Here is a 22,442-nt window from a genome sequence, read left to right on the forward strand (position 1 = left end):
ACTTCATTTCGTAATTAGAAGATCTAATTCGACGTTTTACTTGCTTGACCAAGTGATTTATGGTAACATTCATAAGTGCATAAATGCTTAACCTTAGCTTGGTATATCGATGACTCCAACGTTTACTGTGCTAATGGGGATTAATTATAATTTAGGAGGTCCATACAAATGGCTATTACAAAAGAACGTAAAAACGAAATTATCGCTGAGTACCGTACTCACGAAAGTGACACTGGTTCACCAGAAGTACAAGTTGCAGTATTAACAGCAGAAATCAATGCTCTAAATACTCACTTACGTACACACAAAAAAGATTTCCACTCTGAGCGTGGTCTTCTTAAAATGGTAGGTCGTCGTCGTCACTTATTAAAATATCTTCGTGAAACTGACGTACAACGTTACCGTGAACTAATCAACCGTTTAGGCTTACGTCGCTAATTTATAGCAGAAGTAATCCTATATTAGACTGTAGACAAACAGTAGTTTGTCTACAGTCTTTTTTTGTAGCTAATCATCAATACGAAATAACATTCATAATGATTGTTATTTTGTTCAACAATAAGCCATAACTTTTTTACACTACGATGAACGATAGATAAAAATGATTTGATACTTCATAAAAGGGTGATATATTCTAATCACATTTCACAGCCCATGTTCAAGTCATTGTAATCATCTTTTGCAAGTGCAATTGAAGTAGATAAATTGAATGCGAGGTTGCTTTTATTTTTCATGAATTATAATCTAGCAAATTATAGATAGAGGCTCGAAACAATTGGTAGATAAGCGTCAATCATACAATCTAAATGCTATCATTGAATACTAGTAAAACGATGGCTATGGGTTAGAAAACGTTCTGTATTATCAGATGGTGAAATGTAAACTTAAACTAAATCATTTAGAAGGGTGAGTAAGATGTTTAACCAATTATTAAGAGAGAATAATATTGTCGCAGGTATATTAACAGTTATTCGTGTTTATTTAGGCTGGCATTGGCTTACAGCAGGTTGGGGAAAACTGTTTAATGGCTTTGATGCATCTGGTTTTTTAGCCAATGCTATTGCAAATCCAGTGACAAGTGGAGAAGAGCTCGCATATCCACTGTATGTAAAGTTTATTGAATCGTTTGCTTTACCAAATGCTGGGGTAATTAATATTCTCGTGCCTTGGGGAGAATTTTTAGTAGGGCTAGGATTAATTCTGGGATGTTTAACGACATATGCTGCATTTTTCGGTATGGTCATGAATTTTGCTTTCTTAATGGCAGGTACTATATCTAGTAATCCTTGGGACATTTTACTTGCAATCTTTATTGCCGTTGCTGGTTATAATGCTGGGAAATTTGGGCTTGACCGCTTTATTATGCCAATCTTAAGTGAAAAGATGGAGAGAAATAAGAAAAAAGAAGTAGTTCAACCAATTTCTAAAATTACATAATAAACTTTTTGCATATCTTATATAGGAGACTACTCATTAGTCTGAATATACCCCGCCCATTATATAGGTGGGGTATATTGTTGTTGAAAAAAATCATGTCACTAGCAGAAAAAGACCTATTAGCAAGGTGAGGGGTTGATTTCCGTTCCGCCAACGTCCTTTCCAGGGGGCGTCCGATGAGCCGCTTCACTCACTTACGTTCGCTCCAGGGTCTCCTCTGTGACGCTAACCCCCCTAGGAGTGACGCTGGCTCCACTCCAATCAATCATTCTGCAAAATGTCTTTTCCTGAACAAAATAGCCCATTATTTATATTATTAGAGAGAGGATAGGCTCTTATTTTCGATGTGGAGAAGTGATCCGTGACAACACCTCTTCATAAAGAGTAGTGAACACCTTCACTTTATTTGAAAACCTTTGCTAAAAAGTCAGTGGGTTGAAGTGCAAGGCTACTTGACCATAGCCGTGTCCTTAGTGATTTCCTTTATTCGTTGGTTCATATTTCTCTTATCAAGGTATAGATAAGTACACTTGATAAAGGAGGTCCAGCAAAATGAAACCAGAAAATATTCAATTACTTGCGCCACTTTTTCAGATACTTGGGAAAAATGAAGTAAAAGAGGTGGGTAGATTATCGGGTTTTATTCAACGCGAGCGTTCGTTTAGTGCGGCACAATTTTTACACTTTCTGTTTTTGAAAAAGAGTGAGATTATCAGTGATTCGCTTGAAACGCTTTGTACGGACTTGGCGGAGCAGGATATATTTATGACGAAATCGGCTCTTAATAAACGCTTTGATGAACGGGCTGTTACTTTTTTGGAAACCATTTTTGGACGATTATTCAAAACGCAGCTTCAACTCGCCTTCCCCAAGCTAACGGGATACACATTTACTCGAATACGTATTTTAGATAGCACAACGATCAAATTGCCAGATGCCTATCAGGGAAATTTTCAGGGTGTCCATTGTTCGTCTGTTAAAGTGCAAGTGGAGTTTGATTATTTAACCCAACAGCTACTTTATTTTGATTTAATGAACGGACGTGATGCCGATAATCCAGCAGGAATGACGCGATTACCTTTGATTCAGGAGAGAGAACTGGTTCTACAGGATTTAGGCTATTTTCAATTCGATTTTTTTAAAAAGGTGCACGCAAAAGGTGCTTTCTATATCACAAAAACGAAAAAAGATACGCAATTGTTTGTCGAAGTAAGTCATCCACCTCGTCATCCAAATGGGAAATTGATTGAAAGTCGCCGTTACAAACAAATTCATTTAGAAGAAATCGCATTAGAAATGGTACGTGGCGAATACAAAGAGTGGTCCCAATTATTTGTAGGACGACACGAAAAAATGCCTGCACGTTGTATTCTCTATCGCCTCTCAGAGGAACAGGAAAAAGAGCTACACAAGCGGGAAAAAAGAAGACGTCAAAAGAAACAAGGGCAAGTCCATAAAAATGAAGTAGAACAAATACCTGGAGTGGTCATCTATTTAACAAATGTACCAGAGGATATGCCAGCAAGTGAAATTCATGAACTTTACCGATTACGCTGGCAAATCGAGCTCTTATTTAAAACATGGAAATCAGATTTAGAAGTCGATAAGATGAAGAAGGTGAAGATTGAACGATGGTTATGTCATTTCTATCTTCAAAGTATTGTGCTTTTATTGACTGAAATGATCATGGGAATGATGAGAAATGATCTGTGGGTGACAAGAAAACGGAGGATTAGTGAAAGAAAGACGGTCCGGTTGATTGCGAAACAAATAAATCGACTTTTAAAAAGTATGTGGCATTCGAAAAAACAGCTATATGTCTATTTCGATACGCTCACCCGAAACGTTTCGTCATTTTGCCTAAAGTGTAAAAAACGCAAAACTTCTTAAAAGTCGATGTAAACCCAATATTTGGATGGATAATTTGTATAGTTTATTTAGTGAGGCCATTTTTCCCTCACTCCTTGTGTAATACCCATTTTAAACAGAAGATAAACACACGAAAATCTGGCATAGGATGTCTGATATTTTCTTAAGGACACGGCTATGGCTACTTGACTCCTGTGGGATAGCGAGACAGGCAAAACTCTAAACGGAGCGGTAGCGGAGGAAGTGATTCGGCGCTCGCCCACAGGAAAGCAAGTAGCCTGCAACGGAAATCCACTTTTCACCTTTCACAAAAATTCTATTGATGGTTTTATACCCCGCCCATTATATGTGAGAGGTATTTGTGTGCCTGACTTATTAATTTTACTAGATGATCCGACTTTCTTTTACCTTATAGGATGTTGTATGATAAGCTCCATGTTATAATGAGTCTATTGTTTAAACTTGTACTTGAAAAACTAATGTTAGCGAAGCAGTTATTTCCATTTACATACATTACTTTTCGTCAAGAAGGAATCAATATAAAAAAATCCATATACCAAAAATGCTTTTTCAATGAAATATAGAAATAAATCTTAAATAAATTGGCAATAACTGAATTTAAATGTATGATTATTTCATGAAATATTATTTAGCATAGAACAAGCATTTTTGGTACACTTACTATTAGTACATACAGACGAAGTAAGTGTTTTTATAATAGAGAGGGGTTCATTGAATGAACGAAAAGAAAGTCTATTCCTATGAATGGGCTGGCCGTCCACTTGTAATTGAAGTAGGACAGTTAGCAAAACAAGCAAACGGAGCCGCATTAGTACGCTATGGCGATACTTCTGTACTTGCTACAGCAACAATGTCAAAATCACCAAAACCACTTGATTTCTTCCCATTAACAGTAAACTATGAAGAACGTCTATATGCTGCAGGTAAAATTCCTGGCGGCTTTATTAAGCGTGAAGGACGTCCATCTGAAAAAGCGATTTTAGCGAGCCGTTTAATCGACCGTCCTATTCGTCCGATGTTCCCAGATGGTTTCCGTAACGAAGTACAAGTTATTTCTATGGTTATGTCAAATGATCCTGATTGTACATCTGAAATGGCAGCAATGGTTGGTTCCTCATTAGCATTAGCTATTTCTGATATTCCATTTGATGGACCAATCGCAGGTGTACAAGTTGGTTATATTGACGGAGAGTTTATTGTAAACCCGACAGTAGAACAATCGAATCACTCAACAATTCACTTATCTGTAGCAGGGAACAAAGATGCTATCAACATGGTTGAAGCGGGTGCACTTGAAGTACCAGAAGAAATTATGTTAGAAGCGATTATGTTCGGTCATGAAGAAATCAAAAAAATCATTGCTTTCCAAGAGCAAATTGTGGCAGAGGTTGGTAAAGAAAAGTTACCAGTGACACTATTTGAAATTGACGAAGCGATTCAAGCCGATATAAAAGCAGCTTGTGAGACTGATATGCATGATGCAATTCAAACGGCGGAGAAACATGCACGTGATGAGGCGATTCAAGCTGTTAAAGATCGTGTTATTGCTTCTTATGAAGAGCAAGAAGCAGATGACGATACAATGAAACAAGTGTATAACATTCTTGATAAGATGGTGAAAGAAGAAGTACGTCGTCAAATCACAGAAGATAAAATTCGTCCAGATGGTCGTAAGCTCGACGAAATTCGACCACTTTCTTCTGAAACAGGCTTATTACAACGTACACACGGTTCTGGTCTATTTACACGTGGACAAACACAAGCCCTATCTATTTGTACACTAGGGGCGCTAGGTGATGTACAAATTATTGATGGCTTAGGTGTTGAAGAATCAAAACGCTTTATGCACCATTACAACTTCCCTCAATTCTCTGTAGGAGAAACAGGCCCAATCCGTGGACCAGGTCGTCGTGAAATCGGTCATGGTGCGTTAGGTGAACGTGCACTTGAAGCTGTTATTCCTGATGAATCGGCTTTCCCATATACAATTCGTTGTGTATCAGAAGTACTTGAATCAAACGGATCAACTTCTCAAGCTTCTATCTGTGCCTCCACATTAGCCATGATGGATGCGGGTGTACCATTAAAAGCACCAGTTGCAGGTATTGCAATGGGTCTTATAAAAAAAGGCGAGCACTATTCCATTTTAACGGATATTCAAGGGATGGAAGACCATTTAGGTGATATGGACTTTAAAGTTGCTGGTACAGCTAAAGGTGTAACAGCACTACAAATGGACATTAAAATCGACGGTTTATCTCGCAATATTTTAGAAGAAGCACTGACACAAGCGAAAGTTGGTCGTATGCATATTCTAGAGTCAATGCTTGCAACACTTGCTGAACCTCGTGAAAAATTGTCTGAATTTGCACCGAAAATTGTCATCGTGAAAATTAATCCAGATAAAATTCGTGATGTGATTGGACCTGGTGGTAAACAAATTAACAAAATTATTGAAGAGACAGGCGTTAAGATTGATACAGAACAAGATGGTACAATCTACATTTCTTCTGCAAATGAGGAAATGAATGCACGTGCAAAACAAATTATTGAAGATATCGTACGGGAAGCAAAAGTAGGGGAATATTACTTATCGACTGTGAAACGTATTGAAAAATTCGGTGCATTTTGTGAGATCTTCCCAGGAAAAGATGGTTTGCTACACATTTCCGAAATTCAAGAGGAACGTACAAAGCAAGTGGAAGATGTCTTAAAACTTGGCGATCAATTACTTGTGAAGGTTATTGAAATTGACAAGCAAGGTCGTGTGAATTTATCTCGTAAAGTAGTAATACAAGAGGAAAAAGAACGCGCTGAACAAGAAAAATAATAACGATTCCAAAGGCTGCGTATGATTGCGCAGCCTTTTTAAATAGTAGCAAAAAGACTAGTAGAGAATTTTTATAATTGGGGGAGATTTTTTGGTTCAAGTACATACATGTCAAAATGGTGTTCGGATTGTATCAGAGCAAATAGATCATGTGAGGTCTGTTGCATTAGGCATTTTTGTGAATGCTGGCTCTCGCTATGAGCTACCTGAAGAGAATGGTATCACACATTTTATTGAGCATATGTTGTTTAAAGGAACAACCACTCGCTCAGCTCGTCAAATTGCTGAAGAATTTGATCGAATTGGGGGAGAGTTAAATGCCTTCACATCGAAAGAAAATACATGTTACTATGCGAAGGTTTTAGATCATCATGCGGAACTGGCTGTCGCAATACTAGCAGATATGTTTTTCAATTCTACATTTGCGGAAGAAGAATTAGAAAAAGAGCGACAAGTGGTATTAGAAGAAATATTAATGAGTGAAGATGCTCCTGATGATGATGTTCATGAAAAGCTATGGGGTGTCATGTATCCGAATGATGCGCTTGGTCGCCCAATACTTGGTACGGCTGCTACGTTAAAGACATTTACAGCAGATGCTATACGACATTATATGGATAAACATTATGGGCCAGAGTCTGTTGTTATTTCTATTGCGGGAAATATTTCAGCTCAGCTTATGCAAACGATTGAAGATTTATTTGGACACTATCAACCTTCACCACATGCCATGGCGCCTGTCTTGACAAATCCTTCATTTTATCCAGGAGAAATTTCAAAAATACGCGATACAGAGCAGGCACATGTAGCGATTTCGTATCCAGCAATCGGTGTAAAAGATCCAGATATGTATAGCTTTATTGCGCTGAACAATATTATTGGAGGCAATATGAGTTCTCGATTGTTTCAAGAAGTACGAGAAGAACGTGGGCTAGCCTATTCTATTTTTTCCTATCAATCGTGTTATGCCGATGTAGGTGCTTTTACGATTTATGGTAGTACGAGTCGACAGCAATTAGCACAGCTCCAGCATACCATTGATGCCACTTTACTAGATATTGTAGCAGGTGGTGTTACAGAGGAGGAGCTAGATAATGCAAAAGAGCAGCTTAAAGGTAGCTTTGTCCTTGGGTTAGAGGGGACAGGTGCTCGTATGAATCGCAATGGAACAAGTGAACTTGTCCATCGCAAGCATCGAACTGTAGACGAGGTTCTTAAATCGATAGATGCCGTATCGATGGAGTCTGTAGATCGGCTGATTGCCAAAATTTTAAAAGCAGAACCAGCTATTTCAATCATTGGTCCTAGCGAATAAAAATATTTTAACAAGGATAGCATTTATCCATTATATTGAAACATATAAAGAGGAGACCTTTGAATATTTTCAAAGTTCTCCTCATGTTGTTGAAAAAAGAACATGTCACTAACAGAAAAAGATCTTTTAGCAGGGTGAGGGGTTGATTTCCGTTCCGCCAGCGTCCTTTCCAGGGGGCGTCCGATGAGCCGCTTCACTCACTTACGCTCGCTCCAGGGTCTCCTCTGTGACGCTCAATCCCCTAGGAGTGACGCTGGCTCCACTCCAATCAACCATGCTGCAAAATGTCTTTACTTTTTTTCATACTAGCATATCAATCAAATAGCCCAATATCTTTATTCTTAGAGGGGATAAACTCTTATTTTCAATGTGGAGAAGTGATGCGTGACAACACCCCTCCATAAAGAGTAGTGAACACCTTCACTTTATTTGAAAACCTTTGCTAAAAAGGTAACACTTTTGTGGATTGGAGTGGAAGGACTACTTGACTCCCGTGGGATAGCGAGACAGGCGAAGCCCTGCACGGAGCGGTAGCGGAGGAAGCGATTCGGCGCTCGCCCACAGGAAAGCAAGTAGCCTGCAACGGAAATCCATTTCTACCTTTCAATTGACTGTTTTGTTTTTCAACACTATGAGGAGCACTTTGAATATTTTCAAAGTTCTCCTTTTTTAATGTTTTTTCCTTTATCAGTTGGGTATTGAAATTCTCAATTAACTTTGATAGTATGGGTGATATTGAAAATCATTTTCATTTAAATGGAGGATATACACGTTATGAAAAAATGGCTTACAGTCAGTACATTGGCATTATCACTAGCACTCGTTGGATGTGCAGATCAAGAAGAGAAAAGTGCTGACAAAGAATTAAAGGAAGAAACAACACAAATACAACAAGAAACAGCAAATACATCAGAGGTAGAAAAAGAGGCATTTCAAGATGGTGTCGATAAGGAAGCTTTTCAAGAGGCTTTAGCAAGCTTCCCAACAACAGCACCAGAAAAAATTGTCACGACGTCTGTGCCTTTAACAGAAATGTTACATCTTTTGGACATCACACCAGTAGGGGTACCAACATCGACAAACCCTATCCCAGCAGACTTTGATTCCATTACAAAAATCGGCTCACCAATGTCACCCGATTTAGAGGTTATTTCAAGCTTACAATCAGACCTAATACTTGGGGCTTCTTCTTTACAAAGTTCACTTGATCAAGCTCTTCAAGGAATGAATTTACCGACAGCTTATTTACCAACAGATTCATATGAAGACTTAAAATTAAGCTTCAAAGTGCTCGGTACGTACTTTGGTAAAGAAGAAAAAATGAACGAGGTCTTACAAAATCTCGTAGCAAAAGAAAAAGAATTGGAAGAAAAGGCGAAAGGAAAAGAATTACCATCTGTGATGCTTGTGATTGGAACATCAGATTCCTTTATGGTAATGAATGATCAATCTTACTTAGGAAGCTTAGTAGAACGATTGGGTGCAGACAATATTGCCAAATCTGTGCTGAAAGCAGAATCGACATACTCGCCAATGAATCTAGAAGATATAGTTGTAGCTGATCCAGATATCGTTTTTGTTTTAGCATCTGGTGATCATGGAGCAAATGAAGATAAATTTAAACAAGAGATTGAAAAAAATAGCGCATGGCAACAATTATCAGCCTATAAAAATGACAAAATCTATATGCTTGATTACAGTACATTCGGTGTCACATCGATTACAAATGCGGAGAAAGCACTGACAACAATTGCAGATTATTTCTATAAATAAGTACGTGAGGTAGAGGTATGATTCATACAGCAAGAAGTCGCATGATTATTATGACGACATTTGTGGTAACAATTTTAGCAGCCATCGTAGCAATCGGGTTAGGCAGTGTTCATATTTCGATTCCCGATATTTTAGCTACTCTGATTAATGGGCGCAATCAAGAAGGCGTCTACACAACCATCATCTGGGATATCCGCCTACCACGCGTGTTGCTAGCACTAATCATTGGTGCAAGTATAGCCATTTCGGGAGCCTTATTGCAGGCAGTCATGGGCAATCCATTAGCTGATCCTGGATTAACAGGCGTAACGAGCGGTGCCGCAGCCTTTGTGCTACTTATCCTTTTAGCAAATCCAGAGCTTACACACTTAATTCCACTTGCTGCCTTCGTTGGTGGTTTGATTGCAGCAGCCATAGTCTATGCCCTAGCGTGGAGACGTACAGGCATTACACCCATCACCATTATTTTATCGGGAGTCGCTGTAAATGCTTTATGTGGTGGGGTAATTGGGTTCTTGTCTATTCTTTATAGTGATCGTTTGCCATCAGCTGTGCAATGGATGAATGGAAGTCTCGCAGCTAAAGGCAATGCCTCTCTGCAGATGATTTATGTGTATGCCATCATTGGTTGGATACTCGTTATTTTCGCCATTCGTAAAGCGAATATTATTCGTTTAGGCGATCAGGTCGCAACCAATTTAGGGGAAAGTGTAACCCGTATTCGTATTATGTTATCTATTTTAGCTGTCTTTCTAGCAGCCATTTCGGTTGCGGCAGTTGGCATGATTAGCTTTGTAGGATTAATCGTACCGCATATGGCACGCTTACTTGTGGGCTCTGATTATAAGTATATGTTGCCTATGAGTATGGCCATGGGGGCGATTGTCTTATTGATTGCCGATACTGGTGGACGTACATTATTTGCACCACTGGATATTCCAGCGGGGATTTTAATGGCTGTTATCGGTGGACCTTACTTCTTATACCTAATGAGAAAGAGGGCGTTTTAATGTTAAAAATTGAACAGCTATCCATCAGCTATGAACAAAAGGAAGTTGTCCATAATTTTTCATTCGAAGTAAAACAAGGCGAAATTCTATCGATCATTGGACCAAATGGTTCTGGTAAGTCGACGATATTAAAAGCGATTGCGCGAATGCAGCCGTACAATGCAGGAACCATTCTGTTTGAGGGAGAAAATATGCGTCAATTATCCTCAAAGCAAATCGCACGCAAAATGTGTATGTTGAGTCAACAGAATCAAGCTCCAAGCGATATATCTGTTAAAAATTTAGTTGCCTATGGTCGTTATCCACATAAAAAGTGGTTTGAACGTCTCAATGCAGAGGATGAGGCTATTATCGATTGGGCATTAGAAAAGACCTATCTTGCCCATTACAAAGAAAAGCCTATTGTTGCTTTATCAGGTGGGGAGGCACAGCGTGCGTGGATTGCCATGGCTTTAGCACAGCGTCCCCAAGTTCTATTATTAGATGAGCCTACAACCTTCTTAGATATTGCTCATCAACATGAAGTGCTAGAATTAGTGAGGGAGCTTAATCGTGACATGGGAATGACCGTTGTGATGGTGCTCCATGATTTAAACCAGGCTTCTAGCTATAGCGATCAAATCGTGGTCGTAAAGGATGGCTGGAGGGCACAAATGGGAACACCTGATGAGGTCATGACGGAACAGATGATCCAACAAATTTATCGCATGGAGGCAGAAATTCAATATGTCTCGTGGGATAATTCTCCACGGGTGCAATTAAAAAATACGGTGAAAGTATAGGAGGAAATAAGATGCCGAAAGCAGTGGATATTGAACAAGTAAAACAGGGGTATGAAACATTTATTCAAAGCAAGAAAAATTGTGTACTAAGTTTTGTAGATGGAGATGGCAAACCTTTTAGTAGTACGACGCCATTTGTACGTCTGAACGGAAAATTTTATGTCTATATTAGTCGCATTGCTGAACATTACCAGCTAATGGAGCAATCAGAAGTAGTCGATTTAATTTGTGTAGCGGATGAGGCTGTAACAGCTAATCCATTTGCCACAGAGCGAGCACGTTGGCAATGTCAGCCTAAAAATTTAGGGAATGACGGCCATGAAGAGGTATTTGCTGCCTTCGACCAGCTATTTAATGCCAAGATGATGGAAATGTTGCGTTCACTCGATTTCTCATTGTTTGAGTTAACACCACTAGATGGACGCTATGTCGTTGGATTTGGTAAAGCCTTTACAATTGATCTAGCTAATGACACATTAATCCATGTTGTAATTGATAAAAAATAGGTTGCCAATTTAGGCAGCCTATTTTTTTGCTGAATGTTTAACAGATTTCTTTTGTCATATATAAATGAAGACATTTGTGAAACACAATAAAACTGATGAAGACACTAATCAATGTTGGCAACAACAAAATGAATAAATTGGCTGCTACTAGTGATAAGTAGTAATGAATGACAAAATTTAAAAGAATAATAAGCACGCTAGCTGTAAGCATTCTAACCGTTCGCATTCCCTCCGTTTCCTCCAGTTGCTGAATATAAAATTGACTACAGATGAGGAAAGAAGCGCTACTTATAAAAGCAAAGTACATAGCAAAATGCTCTATAAAATTTTCATTTGCTCCAGGTTGTGAAAAATACATTGGCGCTAGGATAATAAAGAGTAATGTAATAAGGCCATAGCAAAATAAAAAATCGGATTGCAATTGTGTTTTCTTTGATAGAGGTAGTGTATTGACATATACTGTCCACTTTACTTGACGATCACCTCTATATAAATTATCTACAAGGTTGGCTGAAATAACGACAATAAATAATCCGATAGAAGGACTATCTACAAAAGGTAAATGAACAAAATGAAGAAGTAAACATATCGTCATTGCAAAAAGAATAGTCCATTTTTGTACGACAATTCTTTGTAACAACAGTGCTCGCATGAAATCCCTCCTAAAACTCTTTTCTTTTATAAATAGCTGTAGAAACTAGAGAGGAGAGGCATAGCAGTATAAGCCCGACAAAAGGTGCTACATAGATAAATTGCTTTAAATATAAAAAGGTATGGGTCGTATCAGGGATATACTGTTTAAACATCCCCATTAAGAAGCCAGGGATAAAACAAAGCGCAATGAGGACTATCCTTCCTTTAATAGAGCCAAATTGAATATAGATAGGTAGTAATACGGCTAACAGACAGAGCGCCAATGTTACAATCAAATTAAACGTTAGAAAAAATTCTGAAGTGATTTCGTTATTGGTAAAAATTTTAATAAAAAATAGGAGAGGTAAAGCCGTCACAAGACCGATAATCATTAGCACAACACTAAGTATATATTTACTAAGAACTATATCCCCTTTAGAAATTGGCAAAGTATTGGCATACTTATCCCAGTTACTTTGTTCATCGTAGCTAAGGGCAGTTATGGCTTGTATCGTTACAATAAAGACAACAACAGCTAGAAGCATTGAGCTTTGCTGCATAAATATCGCCATCATAAGAAGAAATAATAGAACAAATGCCTGTGCCTTCATTTGACGTTGAATAGTCATTAAATCTTTGAGGATAAGACCTACCATATTCAAACACTACCTTTCACAAAAAATAGCATGATATCTTCTATAGAAGGTCTTTCAAGTCTGAAAGCCTCATTTACTTCATTTTTCAGAACTAAAGCTTCTATTCCAAACGCACCAGGACGTGTTCTCAGGATAGCATGCTCTGGTAAGTCACTTACTTCCTCACGGTTCCCTTTGAAAATCCCATATTCATATAATAGAGCATCTTTACTCTCACTCAATAAAATTTCACCATTATGAATCAACGTAATATAGTCAGCAATTTTTTCTAAGTCGCTTGTAATATGCGAAGAAAATAAAATGCTATGTGTTTCATCCTGCATAAATGCTAAAAATAAATCCAAAATTTCATCCCGAATAATAGGGTCTAATCCACTTGTTGGTTCATCTAAAATCAATAATTTTGGATGATGTGCCAATGCTAATGCGATCGATAGCTTCATCCTCATCCCTCGTGATAGTTCCTTAATCTTCTTCCTCTTTGGCACATTAAATTGAGCTAATCGATCAAAATAATAGCCTGAATCCCATGTTTGAAATACTTTTCTCATGATTTTGTCGAGTTGCGTCGCATTTAGCGTTTCCGGTACATGTAAATCGTCAAATACCACGCCGATGTCGTTTTTTATCGATAACTCATGTTCGACATGATCTTTGCCAAATAGCAAAATTTCGCCATATTCTTTTTTTAATAAATTTAGCATGCATTTTATCGTTGTTGATTTTCCAGCTCCATTTTCTCCAACAAAGCCCATAACAGTTCCTTGTGGGACGGAAAAACTTATATCTTTTAGAGAAAAGCCTTCAAAGCCCTTATGTAAATCATGAATTTCAATGGCGTTCATTTTACTTATCCTCCTCTAACATTAAAGATAGTAGTTCTTGCAATTCTTCACTAGAAAGACCAGCCGTTGTCGCTACTTTTACTGCCTTTTGCAAATGCTCCTCTACCTGCCTTAATAGCTCCTCGCGTAGAAAGTCTTGGTTGCGTTCTGTGACAAAGCTCCCTTTACCAGCAACTGTTTCAATGAAACCATCTCGCTCTAAATCAGCATAAGCACGTTTAGTGGTCATCACACTTATTTTTAAATCCTTTGCTAGGGCACGGATAGACGGTAGAGCATCACCTGCCTGTAATTTATTGGCTAAAATAGCTTCTTTGAGCTGTATGGTGATTTGCTCATAAATAGGTTTTTCACTCGCATTACTCAAATGGATATGCACAAATCATCACCTCTTATAACTGTATATATACAGTATATACATATGGTAATGCAAATGCAACATTTTCGTACTTTTGGTAGGGGTCACGATTTGCAAAAACTCGGCATATATTGAGGTAACGGCTCAAGGAGGGAGATGAGGCATGCTACTATCTGAGATGGTGGATAAGGAGTTAATTCAAATTGAGGGTGGCGTACATTTTGGCATCTTGGCACATACAGAATGCCTATTAGATGTGCAAACAGGGAAAATACATGGTTTTGAAATTGTGAAAGATAAACTACCATTCCAAAAAAAGAAAATGAAAGTTAGTGAAATGATACCTTGGCATGAAATTATTTTAATTGGTGAAGATCGTATTTTATTTAATAAGACATCAACAGTACAGTCAGAATATTTACAGTGAGGTGAGCTTTTGGAAAACGAAAAATGGCTTGTTATCGGTGAGGACTCGCGGTTAAAGGAACTAGCTACAATGCTAAGAAGTCCATCGAGAACAGTGTTTTATAAAAGAACGACCGTATGGAACGAGGAGTTAAATAAACTTGTTTTAGAATACCAACCTAATAAAATCATACTGCCGATTCTTCCATTAAAAATAGAAGTTGAGCAGCTCTATGGTATATCACAAGTGAAATTTTATACAGGTCGATTAACTATGCATTGGAAGCAATTACTAGAGAAGAATGAATCGATTTGTTATTTACAGCAAGAATCTTTTATTTGGCAAAATGCTCGGTTAACAGCGGAGGGATTTATCGCCACGTTTTACGGACTCGAGCAAAAATGTATTTACGGACAAAATTTCACAATCGCAGGCTTTGGGCGCATCGCCAAAATGCTCGCCTCTTTACTAGTTAAAATGGGTGCGAATGTTCATATTGTTGCACGTTCTGTTGTACAAGTGAGTGAAGCAAAAGCATATGGTTATAAAGCCACGAATTTAGATGATCGTCAATGGTCTATTACGGATGGCATTTTTATTAATACAATTCCTGCTAAATGGATTACAGAGTCTTTTATAGAGCATGTTCCAGCAGTATTATATGACTTGGCCTCCGAGCCAGGCTGTTTAGATATAGATACTGAGCAATTACAAACATATGTACTATTGCCATCATTGCCTGGGAAATACTTTGCACATGACGCAGCTACAATATTGTGCAAGGCAATAGAGGAGGAAGAAAATTGCTAACGGGGAAACGAATAGGCCTAGGTATTACTGCTTCTCATTGTACGTATGAAGATGTAGTGCCTAAAATTCAAAATTTTATTGATGTCGGAGCAACAGTTATTCCAATCATTACGCATTCCGTTTTACATGCAGCTACCCGCTTTGGTACTGGTGAAGAATGGATTGCCAAAATAGAAGCATTGACAGGAGAAAAAGTTATTTCTTCTATAAAAGAGGCGGAGCCATTTGGCCCATCCAATCCATTAGATGCAATGGTCATCGCACCCATGACGGGCAATAGCATAAGTAAATTTGCTAATGCAGCAACAGATAGTCCTGTCTTAATGGCAGCGAAGGCAACTTTGCGTAATGGTTCGCCTGTAGTTTTAGGTATTTCCACAAATGATGCACTAGGCTTAAATGGCATAAATATTATGAAGTTGTTAAATGCCAAAAATATATACTTTATCCCATTTGGTCAGGATGCCCCCCACTCCAAACCAAATTCTTTAATTGCTGATTTTGAACAAATGGTGGATACTGTTCATGCAGCAATTACGCAGAAAAAGCAATTACAACCGCTGTTGATACAATATTTCAAATAAATAAGAGATTACACACAATTTTCAGTATTTTTGTGATACAATAGCACACATTATGGAACATGTATTCAAGGAGAGATGACAGATGACAAAGCAGTTAACAGTTGCGGTTGTTGGGGCAACAGGAGCAGTAGGTTCGAAAATGATGGAGCAATTAATTAAACGTAAATTTCCGATTGGACATATTAAATTTCTAGCTTCTGCTCGTTCAGCAGGAAAATCAATCGAATTTAATGGTGAAACATATACAATTGAAGAAGCGACACCTGAGGCTTTCGAAGGCGTCAATGTCGCTTTATTCTCAGCTGGTGGTTCAGTATCAGCTGTGCTTGCACCAGAAGCAGCTAAGCGTGGTGCAGTAGTTATTGATAATACGAGCCATTTTCGTATGGATCCAGAGGTACCGCTTGTCGTGCCTGAAGTGAATCGAGGCGACTTAGCGAAGCATAAAGGGATTATTGCGAATCCAAACTGCTCTACAATTCAAATGGTAGCTGCACTTGAACCAATTCGTAATGCATTTGGTTTAACAAAAGTAATCGTTTCAACTTATCAGGCAGTATCGGGTGCGGGGATTTCTGCGATCCAAGAATTAAAGGCACAAAGCGAAAACTGGGATGCAGGTAAAGATGTAGAAGCAAATATTTTACCGTCTGGTAGTGATAAACGTCATTACCCAATTGCTCGTAATGTCATTCCACAAATCGATAAATTCACAGATAATGGATTTACATACGAAGAAATGAAAATGATTAATGAGACGAAAAAAATCATGCATGCACCAGAGCTAAAAGTAGCTGCTACTTGCGTTCGTGTGCCAGTCGTTTCAGGTCACTCTGAATCTGTTTATATTGAGGTAGAGAAAGAAGCGTCAATCCAAGAGATTTTTGACGTATTACGCAATGCACCAGGTGTGGTATTACAAGATGATATTGCAACACAAACTTACCCAATGCCTATTTATGCAGAAGGGGAAGACGCTACTTTTGTAGGACGTATCCGTCAAGATTTAGACAACAGCAAAGGATTCCATCTATGGATCGTTTCTGACAATTTATTAAAAGGCGCCGCATTAAACTCTATCCAAATTGCAGAAGCAATGCTTGAGGATAACTTACTATAAGAGGGGTGTAAGGATGAATTTAGGTCGAATTGGAACGGCTATGATTACGCCGTTCAAAAATGATGGCACGATTAATTATCCAGAACTAGAACGTATTATTAATCATTTAATAGACAACGGTACAGATTGTATTGTTGCTTGTGGTACGACTTCTGAAAACCCAACTATGTCTACTGAAGAAAAAATTGAAGTTGTGCGCTTTACAGTAGAGAAAGTAGCAGGTCGCGTACCTGTTATTGCAGGTACTGGGGACAATGAAACAGCTTACTCTATCGCTATGACACATAAAGCAGAAGAAAATGGAGCGGACGGCATTATGCTTGTAGCTCCCTACTATAATAAGCCTAATCAACGTGGGATTTTTGCTCACTTTGAAACCATTGCTAAACAAACGAGTCTCCCTGTTATGCTCTATAATGTCCCAGGGCGTACTGGTGTCAATGTTGCCTATGAAACTTCTGTTGCTTTAAGCAAGATTCCTAATATTGCTTGGATTAAAGAAGCGAGCGGTAACTTAGATCAGATGGGTGATGTTATTGAGAACGTTGATCCAGATGATGATTTCTTAGTGTATAGTGGGGATGATGGTTTAACACTCCCACTAATGGCCATTGGCGGAGCAGGTGTTATTTCTGTAGCGGCCCATGTGGTAGGCAATGATATGCAATTAATGATTAAAGCGTTTGAAGAAGGAAATCATAAGCTAGCAGCCAAAATTCACAGAGCCTTATTACCTTTAGTACGTGCGCTGTTCGCTCAACCCAACCCTTCGCCGATTAAATATGCGATGACAAAATTAGGCTTTGATACACTCAATGTTCGTTTGCCAATGATGGAAATGACAGATGAAGAGAAAGCTAATTTTGATCGAATTTGGGATACGTATCAAGAAAAAGCGAAAAGTTTTAGATAAATAGCAACGAGGCTGAAACTCTATCAGCCTCGTTTTTTGTATGCATAAAGTAAAAAAAAATTTCATAAATCCGTAACTCCTCGTCCTCACAAATACTTATTTGACTCTATTTATACAGGATATCCAATATTTGTTTTCCATCTGCAAGTAATAAGCAAATAGTAAGAAAATCTATTTCCAACATGAAACATGTATTTTTAATTTGTGCAAAAGCTTTGCAAACCGTATAATAAATGTTAAGTGGTTGCTGTTCGGGATATTTTTTAGGAGGAAATAAATTGACAAAAAAGAAAAATGAATTAATCCGCATCATCCCTCTTGGGGGTGTTGGCGAAATTGGGAAAGCAATGTACGTAGTAGAAATTGATGAAGAGCTATTTGTGGTGGATAGCGGCTTAATGTTCCCAGAAGATGAAATGTTAGGTATAGATATCGTGATTCCAGACATTACGTACTTAGAAGAAAATAAAGAACGTGTGAAAGGTATTTTCTTAACACATGGTCATGAAGATGCGATCGGCTCTATTGCCTATGTTTTACAAAAAATTAAGGCACCTGTGTACGGATCGAAATTAACCATTGCATTAGCAAAGGAACATTTAAAAGAATTACCTGCACCACATCAGGTGAAATTTTTTGAAGTAACAAACCGTAGTCGTATGAATTTTAACTCAACGTATGTAACATTCTTCCACACAACACATAGTATTCCCGATTCGTTAGGGGTAGTGTTCCATACATCTGAAGGCGCGATTGTTCATACAGGAGAGTTTAAATTCGACCAGTCAGCGACAGGTAAATTTAAACCTGATTTAGCAAAAATGGCACAGCTAGGCGAAGACGGCGTATTTATTCTATTATCTGAGTCTTGCGAAGCTGAGCGACCAGGATATACAACATCAGAGATTGTCATTGAAGAACAATTATCAAAAACATTCCACTCAGCACCAGGTCGTATTTTAGTAGCTGTTTATGCATCGAATTTTATTCGTATTCAACAAGTTTTTGCCCAAGCCCAGAAATCATTCCGTAAAGTTGTGATTGTGGGTAAACCATTGGAAAAAGCGGTTGATCTAGGCGTACAGCTTGGTTATTTAACAGTTGAAGAAGATACAATTATTCCAATTTCGGAAATGCAAAAATATCAAGATGATGAAATTATCATTATTGCAACAGGCAATAGAGGAGAACCGCTCGATGCTTTAGAAAAAATTGTCCGTAAGCACCATCGTGACATTAAAATTAAACAAGGTGATACAGTATTAATCACCTTTACACCTTCTCCAGGTATGGAAGTACAAATGGCGAATGCAATGAACTCGATGTCAAAAGCAGGCGCTGAAATTTTGACTTCTAGCAAAAATGTTCATGTTTCAGGACATGGTAGTCAAGAAGATTTAAAGCTGATGCTAAACTTAATGCAGCCAAAATATTTTATTCCTGTACAAGGTGAATACCGTATGCTAATTGCGCACTCCAAATTAGCACAACAGCTTGGTATGCAAAAATCCCAAATTTTTATCGCCGATAAAGGGGATATCGTAGAATATAAAAATAATAAAATGCGCATGAGTGGTCGTGTACAAGCTGGTAATGTCTTGATTGACGGTATTGGTGTAGGCGATGTAGGTAATATTGTACTTCGTGACCGAAAATTATTATCACAGGATGGCATTTTCATTGTGGTGGTAACATTAAATCGAGCACAAAAGAAAATTGCCTCAGGCCCAGAGATTTTATCACGAGGCTTTGTCTATGTACGAGAATCAGAGGAATTAATGATTGAGGCATCTGACATTGCGAAGAATGTGATTGAAAAGTATGTTGGGAAAGAAACCTTTGAATGGACGAATATTAAACAAGAAATTCGAGATACTCTCAATACGTATTTATTCCAAAAAACAAAACGTCGCCCAATGATTATTCCTATTATTATGGAATATTAATTGAACAAGCTCATCGTATATGCTTTGAGGAAAAAATAAATGAAAAAGGATTTTCTCCCAATTGCGGTGGAAAATCCTTTTTTTGAAATATTCAAGTTCTACATGTGATGATTCGCTACATATATAGAATGGATTGCAGAAGAAGGTGAAATAGATGGCAGTTAGTAAGAGGAAAAAAGTTACTAAAAGTAAATCGACAACGGAAAATAAAGAAATGCATCCGCTTATGTACGAAATTTTAGGACTGCTTTTAATTGCATTAGCAGTCATTATGATTTTTGAATACGGCATGATCGGGCGTATTCTACAAACAATCGCCATGTTTCTTTTAGGTAATTTACATTTTGCTGTTCCATTTATGCTTATATTTATTGCATTGTTAATGATGATTGGCCGTAAAAAAATAGGAATAAAGGATCGATTAGTACTTGGCATGTTCCTCATCGTTATGAGCTTAACGATTTTTAGTCATGGCATATTATTTGAACAACTATCCAAATCAGGTGGCCTACTATCTGATTCTGTGCTACGTGAATCGTGGCGAATTTTGATTAATACAGATGGCATACTTCATCGTAGTAATGCGCTGGGTGGTGGGATGCTTGGTGCCCTATTATTTAGTGGACTTCATGTGTTGTTTGAAGCCTCGGGGGCGAAAGTTGTTGCTTGGGTTATTTTCTTTATTGGATTAATTCTTGTCACGGGTAAAGCATTGATGCCTTATTTAGCAGAAAAAACGCCAGATCTATTTGGCAAATGGAAAAAAAAGCACCGTGATAAGAAAAAAAATACACCGAAAAAACCAAATAATCGTCGTTCAAGAGTTGAAAGTGGGGATGAGGTAGCAGCTGTTAATCAATCTATAGATATGCCTGAACAAGAAGAGGAAATGCCTCATGAGCCGATTATCTCTGCTTTTACACAGAACGTATCACAGGAAAGAGAAGTGTTTGATACGCCTCACATGGTGGAAAATGAACTAGAAGAAGCGACGGATGATGTCCAGATTCAGGGTACAGATGCAGTAGAAAATGCAGACTATCAGCTTCCATCTTATAGTCTATTGCAATTACCACCACAACATGATCAAAGTGGTGAATATTCAGTGATTCAAGCGAATGCCAAAAAGCTTGAGCAAACATTACAAAGCTTTGGAGTAAAGGCAAAGGTGACACAAGTGCATTTAGGTCCGGCTGTCACGAAATATGAAATTTTACCAGATATCGGTGTGAAAGTAAGCAAAATTGTCAATTTGCAAGATGATCTTGCATTAGCATTGGCGGCTAAAGATATTCGAATGGAAGCCCCAATTCCTGGGAAATCTGCGATTGGTATTGAAGTACCTAACAGTGAGGTAGCCATTGTAACACTTCGAGAGGTATTAGAATCGAAGGATGGTGCGAAGCCTGAAGCATTATTACAAGTAGCATTTGGTCGTGACATTACAGGACAAGCTGTACTAGCGGAACTCAATAAAATGCCACATTTACTTGTAGCTGGTTCAACAGGTAGTGGGAAAAGTGTCTGTATAAATGGCATAGTAGTATCCATACTAATGCGTACAAAACCACATGAAGTAAAGCTTATGATGATTGACCCGAAAATGGTGGAGTTAAACGTTTATAACGGTATTCCCCATTTATTGGCGCCTGTTGTGACCGATGCACGAAAAGCTTCTCAAGCCTTGAAAAAAGTTGTTTCTGAAATGGAACGTCGATATGACCTGTTTTCACATACTGGAACACGAAATATTGAAGGCTATAATAATCATGTACAAAAGGTCAATGAACAGACAGATGAAAAGCATCCTAAGCTACCTTATATTGTAGTCATTGTAGATGAGTTAGCAGATTTGATGATGGTCGCATCTAGTGATGTGGAGGATTCAATTACACGTTTAGCCCAAATGGCACGTGCAGCGGGAATCCATTTGATTATTGCAACGCAAAGACCAAGTGTAGATGTTTTAACAGGTGTCATTAAAGCTAATATTCCATCGCGAATTGCTTTTGCAGTTTCTTCCGCAATTGATTCGAGAACGATTTTAGACATGGGTGGGGCAGAGCGATTACTTGGACGAGGGGATATGCTATTTTTACCTGCTGGTGCTTCTAAGCCAAAAAGGGTGCAGGGTGCCTTTTTATCAGATCAAGAAGTGGAAGCAGTCGTTCATTTTGTTATAGAACAGCAAAAAGCTCAGTATCAGGAGGAGATGATTCCGACTGAAGAAGAAACCATTTTAGAAGAAACCGATGATTTATATGATGAAGCGGTTCAATTAGTTGTCAATATGCAAACAGCATCTGTCTCTATGCTTCAACGTCGCTTCCGTATTGGCTATTCAAGAGCTGCACGTATTGTTGATCAGATGGAGCAACGCGGTATTGTCGGGCCACCAGAGGGTAGTAAACCTCGTCAAGTACTTGTTCACCAATACGATAACTAAAACTCGATAATGGTGAGAGTAATTGTGTTTTTGTCCAAAAATTTGCAAATAAAATAAAGAAAGAATGAATTCTATAACAGATTTTACTCAAAACTGTTTATTTCATTCTGCAAAAATGTTATATTTATGAACGATTAGTAGGAATGTTGTACATCAGATGTCTGATCTCTGATTTTGGTGGT

At 38.2% G+C, this 22,442-nt stretch carries 20 protein-coding genes; 16 read left to right on the forward strand and 4 right to left on the reverse strand.

The features are described from left to right. Nucleotides 1-168: 168 nt before the first annotated feature. The 9 genes from rpsO (at nucleotide 169) to MHB65_RS05615 (ending at nucleotide 11,543) form a co-directional block, all read left to right on the forward strand. Nucleotides 169-438: a 30S ribosomal protein S15 gene (gene rpsO, locus MHB65_RS05575; protein ID WP_008178982.1), complete on the forward strand. Its 270-nt coding sequence runs from the start codon at nucleotides 169-171 to the stop codon at nucleotides 436-438. A gap of 477 nt (nucleotides 439-915) precedes the next feature. Further along, nucleotides 916-1,437, forward strand: a complete 522-nt coding sequence (locus MHB65_RS05580) for a DoxX family protein (protein ID WP_205441995.1) — start codon at nucleotides 916-918, stop codon at nucleotides 1,435-1,437. A 552-nt stretch (nucleotides 1,438-1,989) separates the two neighbouring features. Then, nucleotides 1,990-3,327, forward strand: coding sequence for an IS4 family transposase (locus tag MHB65_RS05585; RefSeq protein WP_342440973.1), 1,338 nt, complete (start codon nucleotides 1,990-1,992; stop codon nucleotides 3,325-3,327). 715 nt (nucleotides 3,328-4,042) lie between these two features. After that, a complete protein-coding gene (gene pnp, locus MHB65_RS05590) occupies nucleotides 4,043-6,157 on the forward strand; it encodes a polyribonucleotide nucleotidyltransferase (RefSeq protein WP_342442716.1) in 2,115 nt (704 codons plus the stop codon). A gap of 91 nt (nucleotides 6,158-6,248) precedes the next feature. After that, nucleotides 6,249-7,472 (forward strand): pitrilysin family protein, encoded by a 1,224-nt coding sequence (locus tag MHB65_RS05595; protein ID WP_205441997.1) that lies wholly within the window; start codon nucleotides 6,249-6,251, stop codon nucleotides 7,470-7,472. A gap of 774 nt (nucleotides 7,473-8,246) precedes the next feature. After that, complete coding sequence (locus MHB65_RS05600; RefSeq protein ID WP_342442717.1) at nucleotides 8,247-9,245, forward strand: ABC transporter substrate-binding protein; 999 nt, start codon at nucleotides 8,247-8,249, stop codon at nucleotides 9,243-9,245. A gap of 17 nt (nucleotides 9,246-9,262) precedes the next feature. Continuing rightward, nucleotides 9,263-10,255, forward strand: a complete 993-nt coding sequence (locus tag MHB65_RS05605) for an iron ABC transporter permease (RefSeq protein WP_342442718.1) — start codon at nucleotides 9,263-9,265, stop codon at nucleotides 10,253-10,255. Next, a complete protein-coding gene (locus tag MHB65_RS05610; RefSeq protein WP_342442719.1) occupies nucleotides 10,255-11,037 on the forward strand; it encodes an ABC transporter ATP-binding protein in 783 nt (260 codons plus the stop codon). The genes MHB65_RS05605 and MHB65_RS05610 overlap by 1 nt, the downstream gene beginning before the upstream one ends. A gap of 11 nt (nucleotides 11,038-11,048) precedes the next feature. Further along, nucleotides 11,049-11,543, forward strand: a complete 495-nt coding sequence (locus MHB65_RS05615) for a pyridoxamine 5'-phosphate oxidase family protein (protein ID WP_205442001.1) — start codon at nucleotides 11,049-11,051, stop codon at nucleotides 11,541-11,543. Nucleotides 11,544-11,580: 37 nt separating this feature from the next. Here MHB65_RS05615 and MHB65_RS05620 read toward each other — a convergent pair whose 3' ends face one another. From MHB65_RS05620 to MHB65_RS05635, 4 genes are read right to left on the reverse strand one after another with little or no spacing between them, the layout of a single operon-like run. After that, entirely contained in the window at nucleotides 11,581-12,195 is a 615-nt protein-coding gene (locus MHB65_RS05620) for an ABC-2 transporter permease (RefSeq protein ID WP_342442720.1), read from the reverse strand. Between the two features lie 10 nt (nucleotides 12,196-12,205). Then, nucleotides 12,206-12,832, reverse strand: a complete 627-nt coding sequence (locus tag MHB65_RS05625; RefSeq protein WP_342442721.1) for an ABC-2 transporter permease — start codon at nucleotides 12,830-12,832, stop codon at nucleotides 12,206-12,208. A gap of 2 nt (nucleotides 12,833-12,834) precedes the next feature. Then, a complete protein-coding gene (locus tag MHB65_RS05630) occupies nucleotides 12,835-13,677 on the reverse strand; it encodes an ABC transporter ATP-binding protein (protein WP_342442722.1) in 843 nt (280 codons plus the stop codon). Nucleotide 13,678: 1 nt separating this feature from the next. Continuing rightward, complete coding sequence (locus MHB65_RS05635) at nucleotides 13,679-14,056, reverse strand: GntR family transcriptional regulator (protein WP_342442723.1); 378 nt, start codon at nucleotides 14,054-14,056, stop codon at nucleotides 13,679-13,681. Nucleotides 14,057-14,198: 142 nt separating this feature from the next. On the opposite strand from MHB65_RS05635, the gene MHB65_RS05640 reads away from it, so the two are divergent. The 7 genes from MHB65_RS05640 to MHB65_RS05670 all read left to right on the forward strand — a co-directional run bounded on the left by MHB65_RS05640 (nucleotide 14,199) and on the right by MHB65_RS05670 (nucleotide 22,260). After that, on the forward strand, nucleotides 14,199-14,462 hold the full coding sequence (locus MHB65_RS05640) for a hypothetical protein (protein WP_004224966.1): 264 nt from the start codon (nucleotides 14,199-14,201) through the stop codon (nucleotides 14,460-14,462). 9 nt (nucleotides 14,463-14,471) lie between these two features. After that, entirely contained in the window at nucleotides 14,472-15,251 is a 780-nt protein-coding gene (locus MHB65_RS05645; RefSeq protein ID WP_205442007.1) for an NAD(P)-dependent oxidoreductase, read from the forward strand. Next, nucleotides 15,245-15,835, forward strand: a complete 591-nt coding sequence (locus MHB65_RS05650; RefSeq protein ID WP_004224962.1) for a dipicolinate synthase subunit B — start codon at nucleotides 15,245-15,247, stop codon at nucleotides 15,833-15,835. Before MHB65_RS05645 ends, MHB65_RS05650 begins: the two co-directional genes overlap by 7 nt. A gap of 82 nt (nucleotides 15,836-15,917) precedes the next feature. Further along, nucleotides 15,918-16,955: an aspartate-semialdehyde dehydrogenase gene (locus MHB65_RS05655; RefSeq protein WP_205442008.1), complete on the forward strand. Its 1,038-nt coding sequence runs from the start codon at nucleotides 15,918-15,920 to the stop codon at nucleotides 16,953-16,955. Nucleotides 16,956-16,968: 13 nt separating this feature from the next. Further along, complete coding sequence (gene dapA, locus MHB65_RS05660; protein WP_205442010.1) at nucleotides 16,969-17,868, forward strand: 4-hydroxy-tetrahydrodipicolinate synthase; 900 nt, start codon at nucleotides 16,969-16,971, stop codon at nucleotides 17,866-17,868. A 278-nt stretch (nucleotides 17,869-18,146) separates the two neighbouring features. Beyond that, on the forward strand, nucleotides 18,147-19,814 hold the full coding sequence (locus MHB65_RS05665; protein WP_205442011.1) for a ribonuclease J: 1,668 nt from the start codon (nucleotides 18,147-18,149) through the stop codon (nucleotides 19,812-19,814). Nucleotides 19,815-19,968: 154 nt separating this feature from the next. Then, the gene (locus MHB65_RS05670; RefSeq protein WP_342442724.1) at nucleotides 19,969-22,260 is read left to right on the forward strand and encodes a DNA translocase FtsK; all 2,292 of its coding nucleotides are present in this window, start codon (nucleotides 19,969-19,971) and stop codon (nucleotides 22,258-22,260) included. The last annotated feature ends 182 nt before the right edge of the window (nucleotides 22,261-22,442 follow it).

It is taken from the genome of Lysinibacillus sp. FSL K6-0075 (assembly GCF_038592945.1).
GTDB lineage: Bacteria > Bacillota > Bacilli > Bacillales_A > Planococcaceae > Lysinibacillus > Lysinibacillus fusiformis_F.

Bases quoted from the DNA above. Each gene is read 5' to 3' on its own strand.
- rpsO (WP_008178982.1), top strand. From the start codon at position 169: ATGGCTATTACAAAAGAACGTAAAAACGAAATTATCGCTGAGTACCGT.
- MHB65_RS05580 (WP_205441995.1), top strand. From the start codon at position 916: ATGTTTAACCAATTATTAAGAGAGAATAATATTGTCGCAGGTATATTA.
- MHB65_RS05585 (WP_342440973.1), top strand. From the start codon at position 1,990: ATGAAACCAGAAAATATTCAATTACTTGCGCCACTTTTTCAGATACTT.
- pnp (WP_342442716.1), top strand. From the start codon at position 4,043: ATGAACGAAAAGAAAGTCTATTCCTATGAATGGGCTGGCCGTCCACTT.
- MHB65_RS05600 (WP_342442717.1), top strand. From the start codon at position 8,247: ATGAAAAAATGGCTTACAGTCAGTACATTGGCATTATCACTAGCACTC.
- MHB65_RS05605 (WP_342442718.1), top strand. From the start codon at position 9,263: ATGATTCATACAGCAAGAAGTCGCATGATTATTATGACGACATTTGTG.
- MHB65_RS05610 (WP_342442719.1), top strand. From the start codon at position 10,255: ATGTTAAAAATTGAACAGCTATCCATCAGCTATGAACAAAAGGAAGTT.
- MHB65_RS05615 (WP_205442001.1), top strand. From the start codon at position 11,049: ATGCCGAAAGCAGTGGATATTGAACAAGTAAAACAGGGGTATGAAACA.
- MHB65_RS05620 (WP_342442720.1), bottom strand. From the start codon at position 12,195: ATGCGAGCACTGTTGTTACAAAGAATTGTCGTACAAAAATGGACTATT.
- MHB65_RS05625 (WP_342442721.1), bottom strand. From the start codon at position 12,832: ATGGTAGGTCTTATCCTCAAAGATTTAATGACTATTCAACGTCAAATG.
- MHB65_RS05630 (WP_342442722.1), bottom strand. From the start codon at position 13,677: ATGAACGCCATTGAAATTCATGATTTACATAAGGGCTTTGAAGGCTTT.
- MHB65_RS05640 (WP_004224966.1), top strand. From the start codon at position 14,199: ATGCTACTATCTGAGATGGTGGATAAGGAGTTAATTCAAATTGAGGGT.
- MHB65_RS05655 (WP_205442008.1), top strand. From the start codon at position 15,918: ATGACAAAGCAGTTAACAGTTGCGGTTGTTGGGGCAACAGGAGCAGTA.
- dapA (WP_205442010.1), top strand. From the start codon at position 16,969: ATGAATTTAGGTCGAATTGGAACGGCTATGATTACGCCGTTCAAAAAT.
- MHB65_RS05670 (WP_342442724.1), top strand. From the start codon at position 19,969: ATGGCAGTTAGTAAGAGGAAAAAAGTTACTAAAAGTAAATCGACAACG.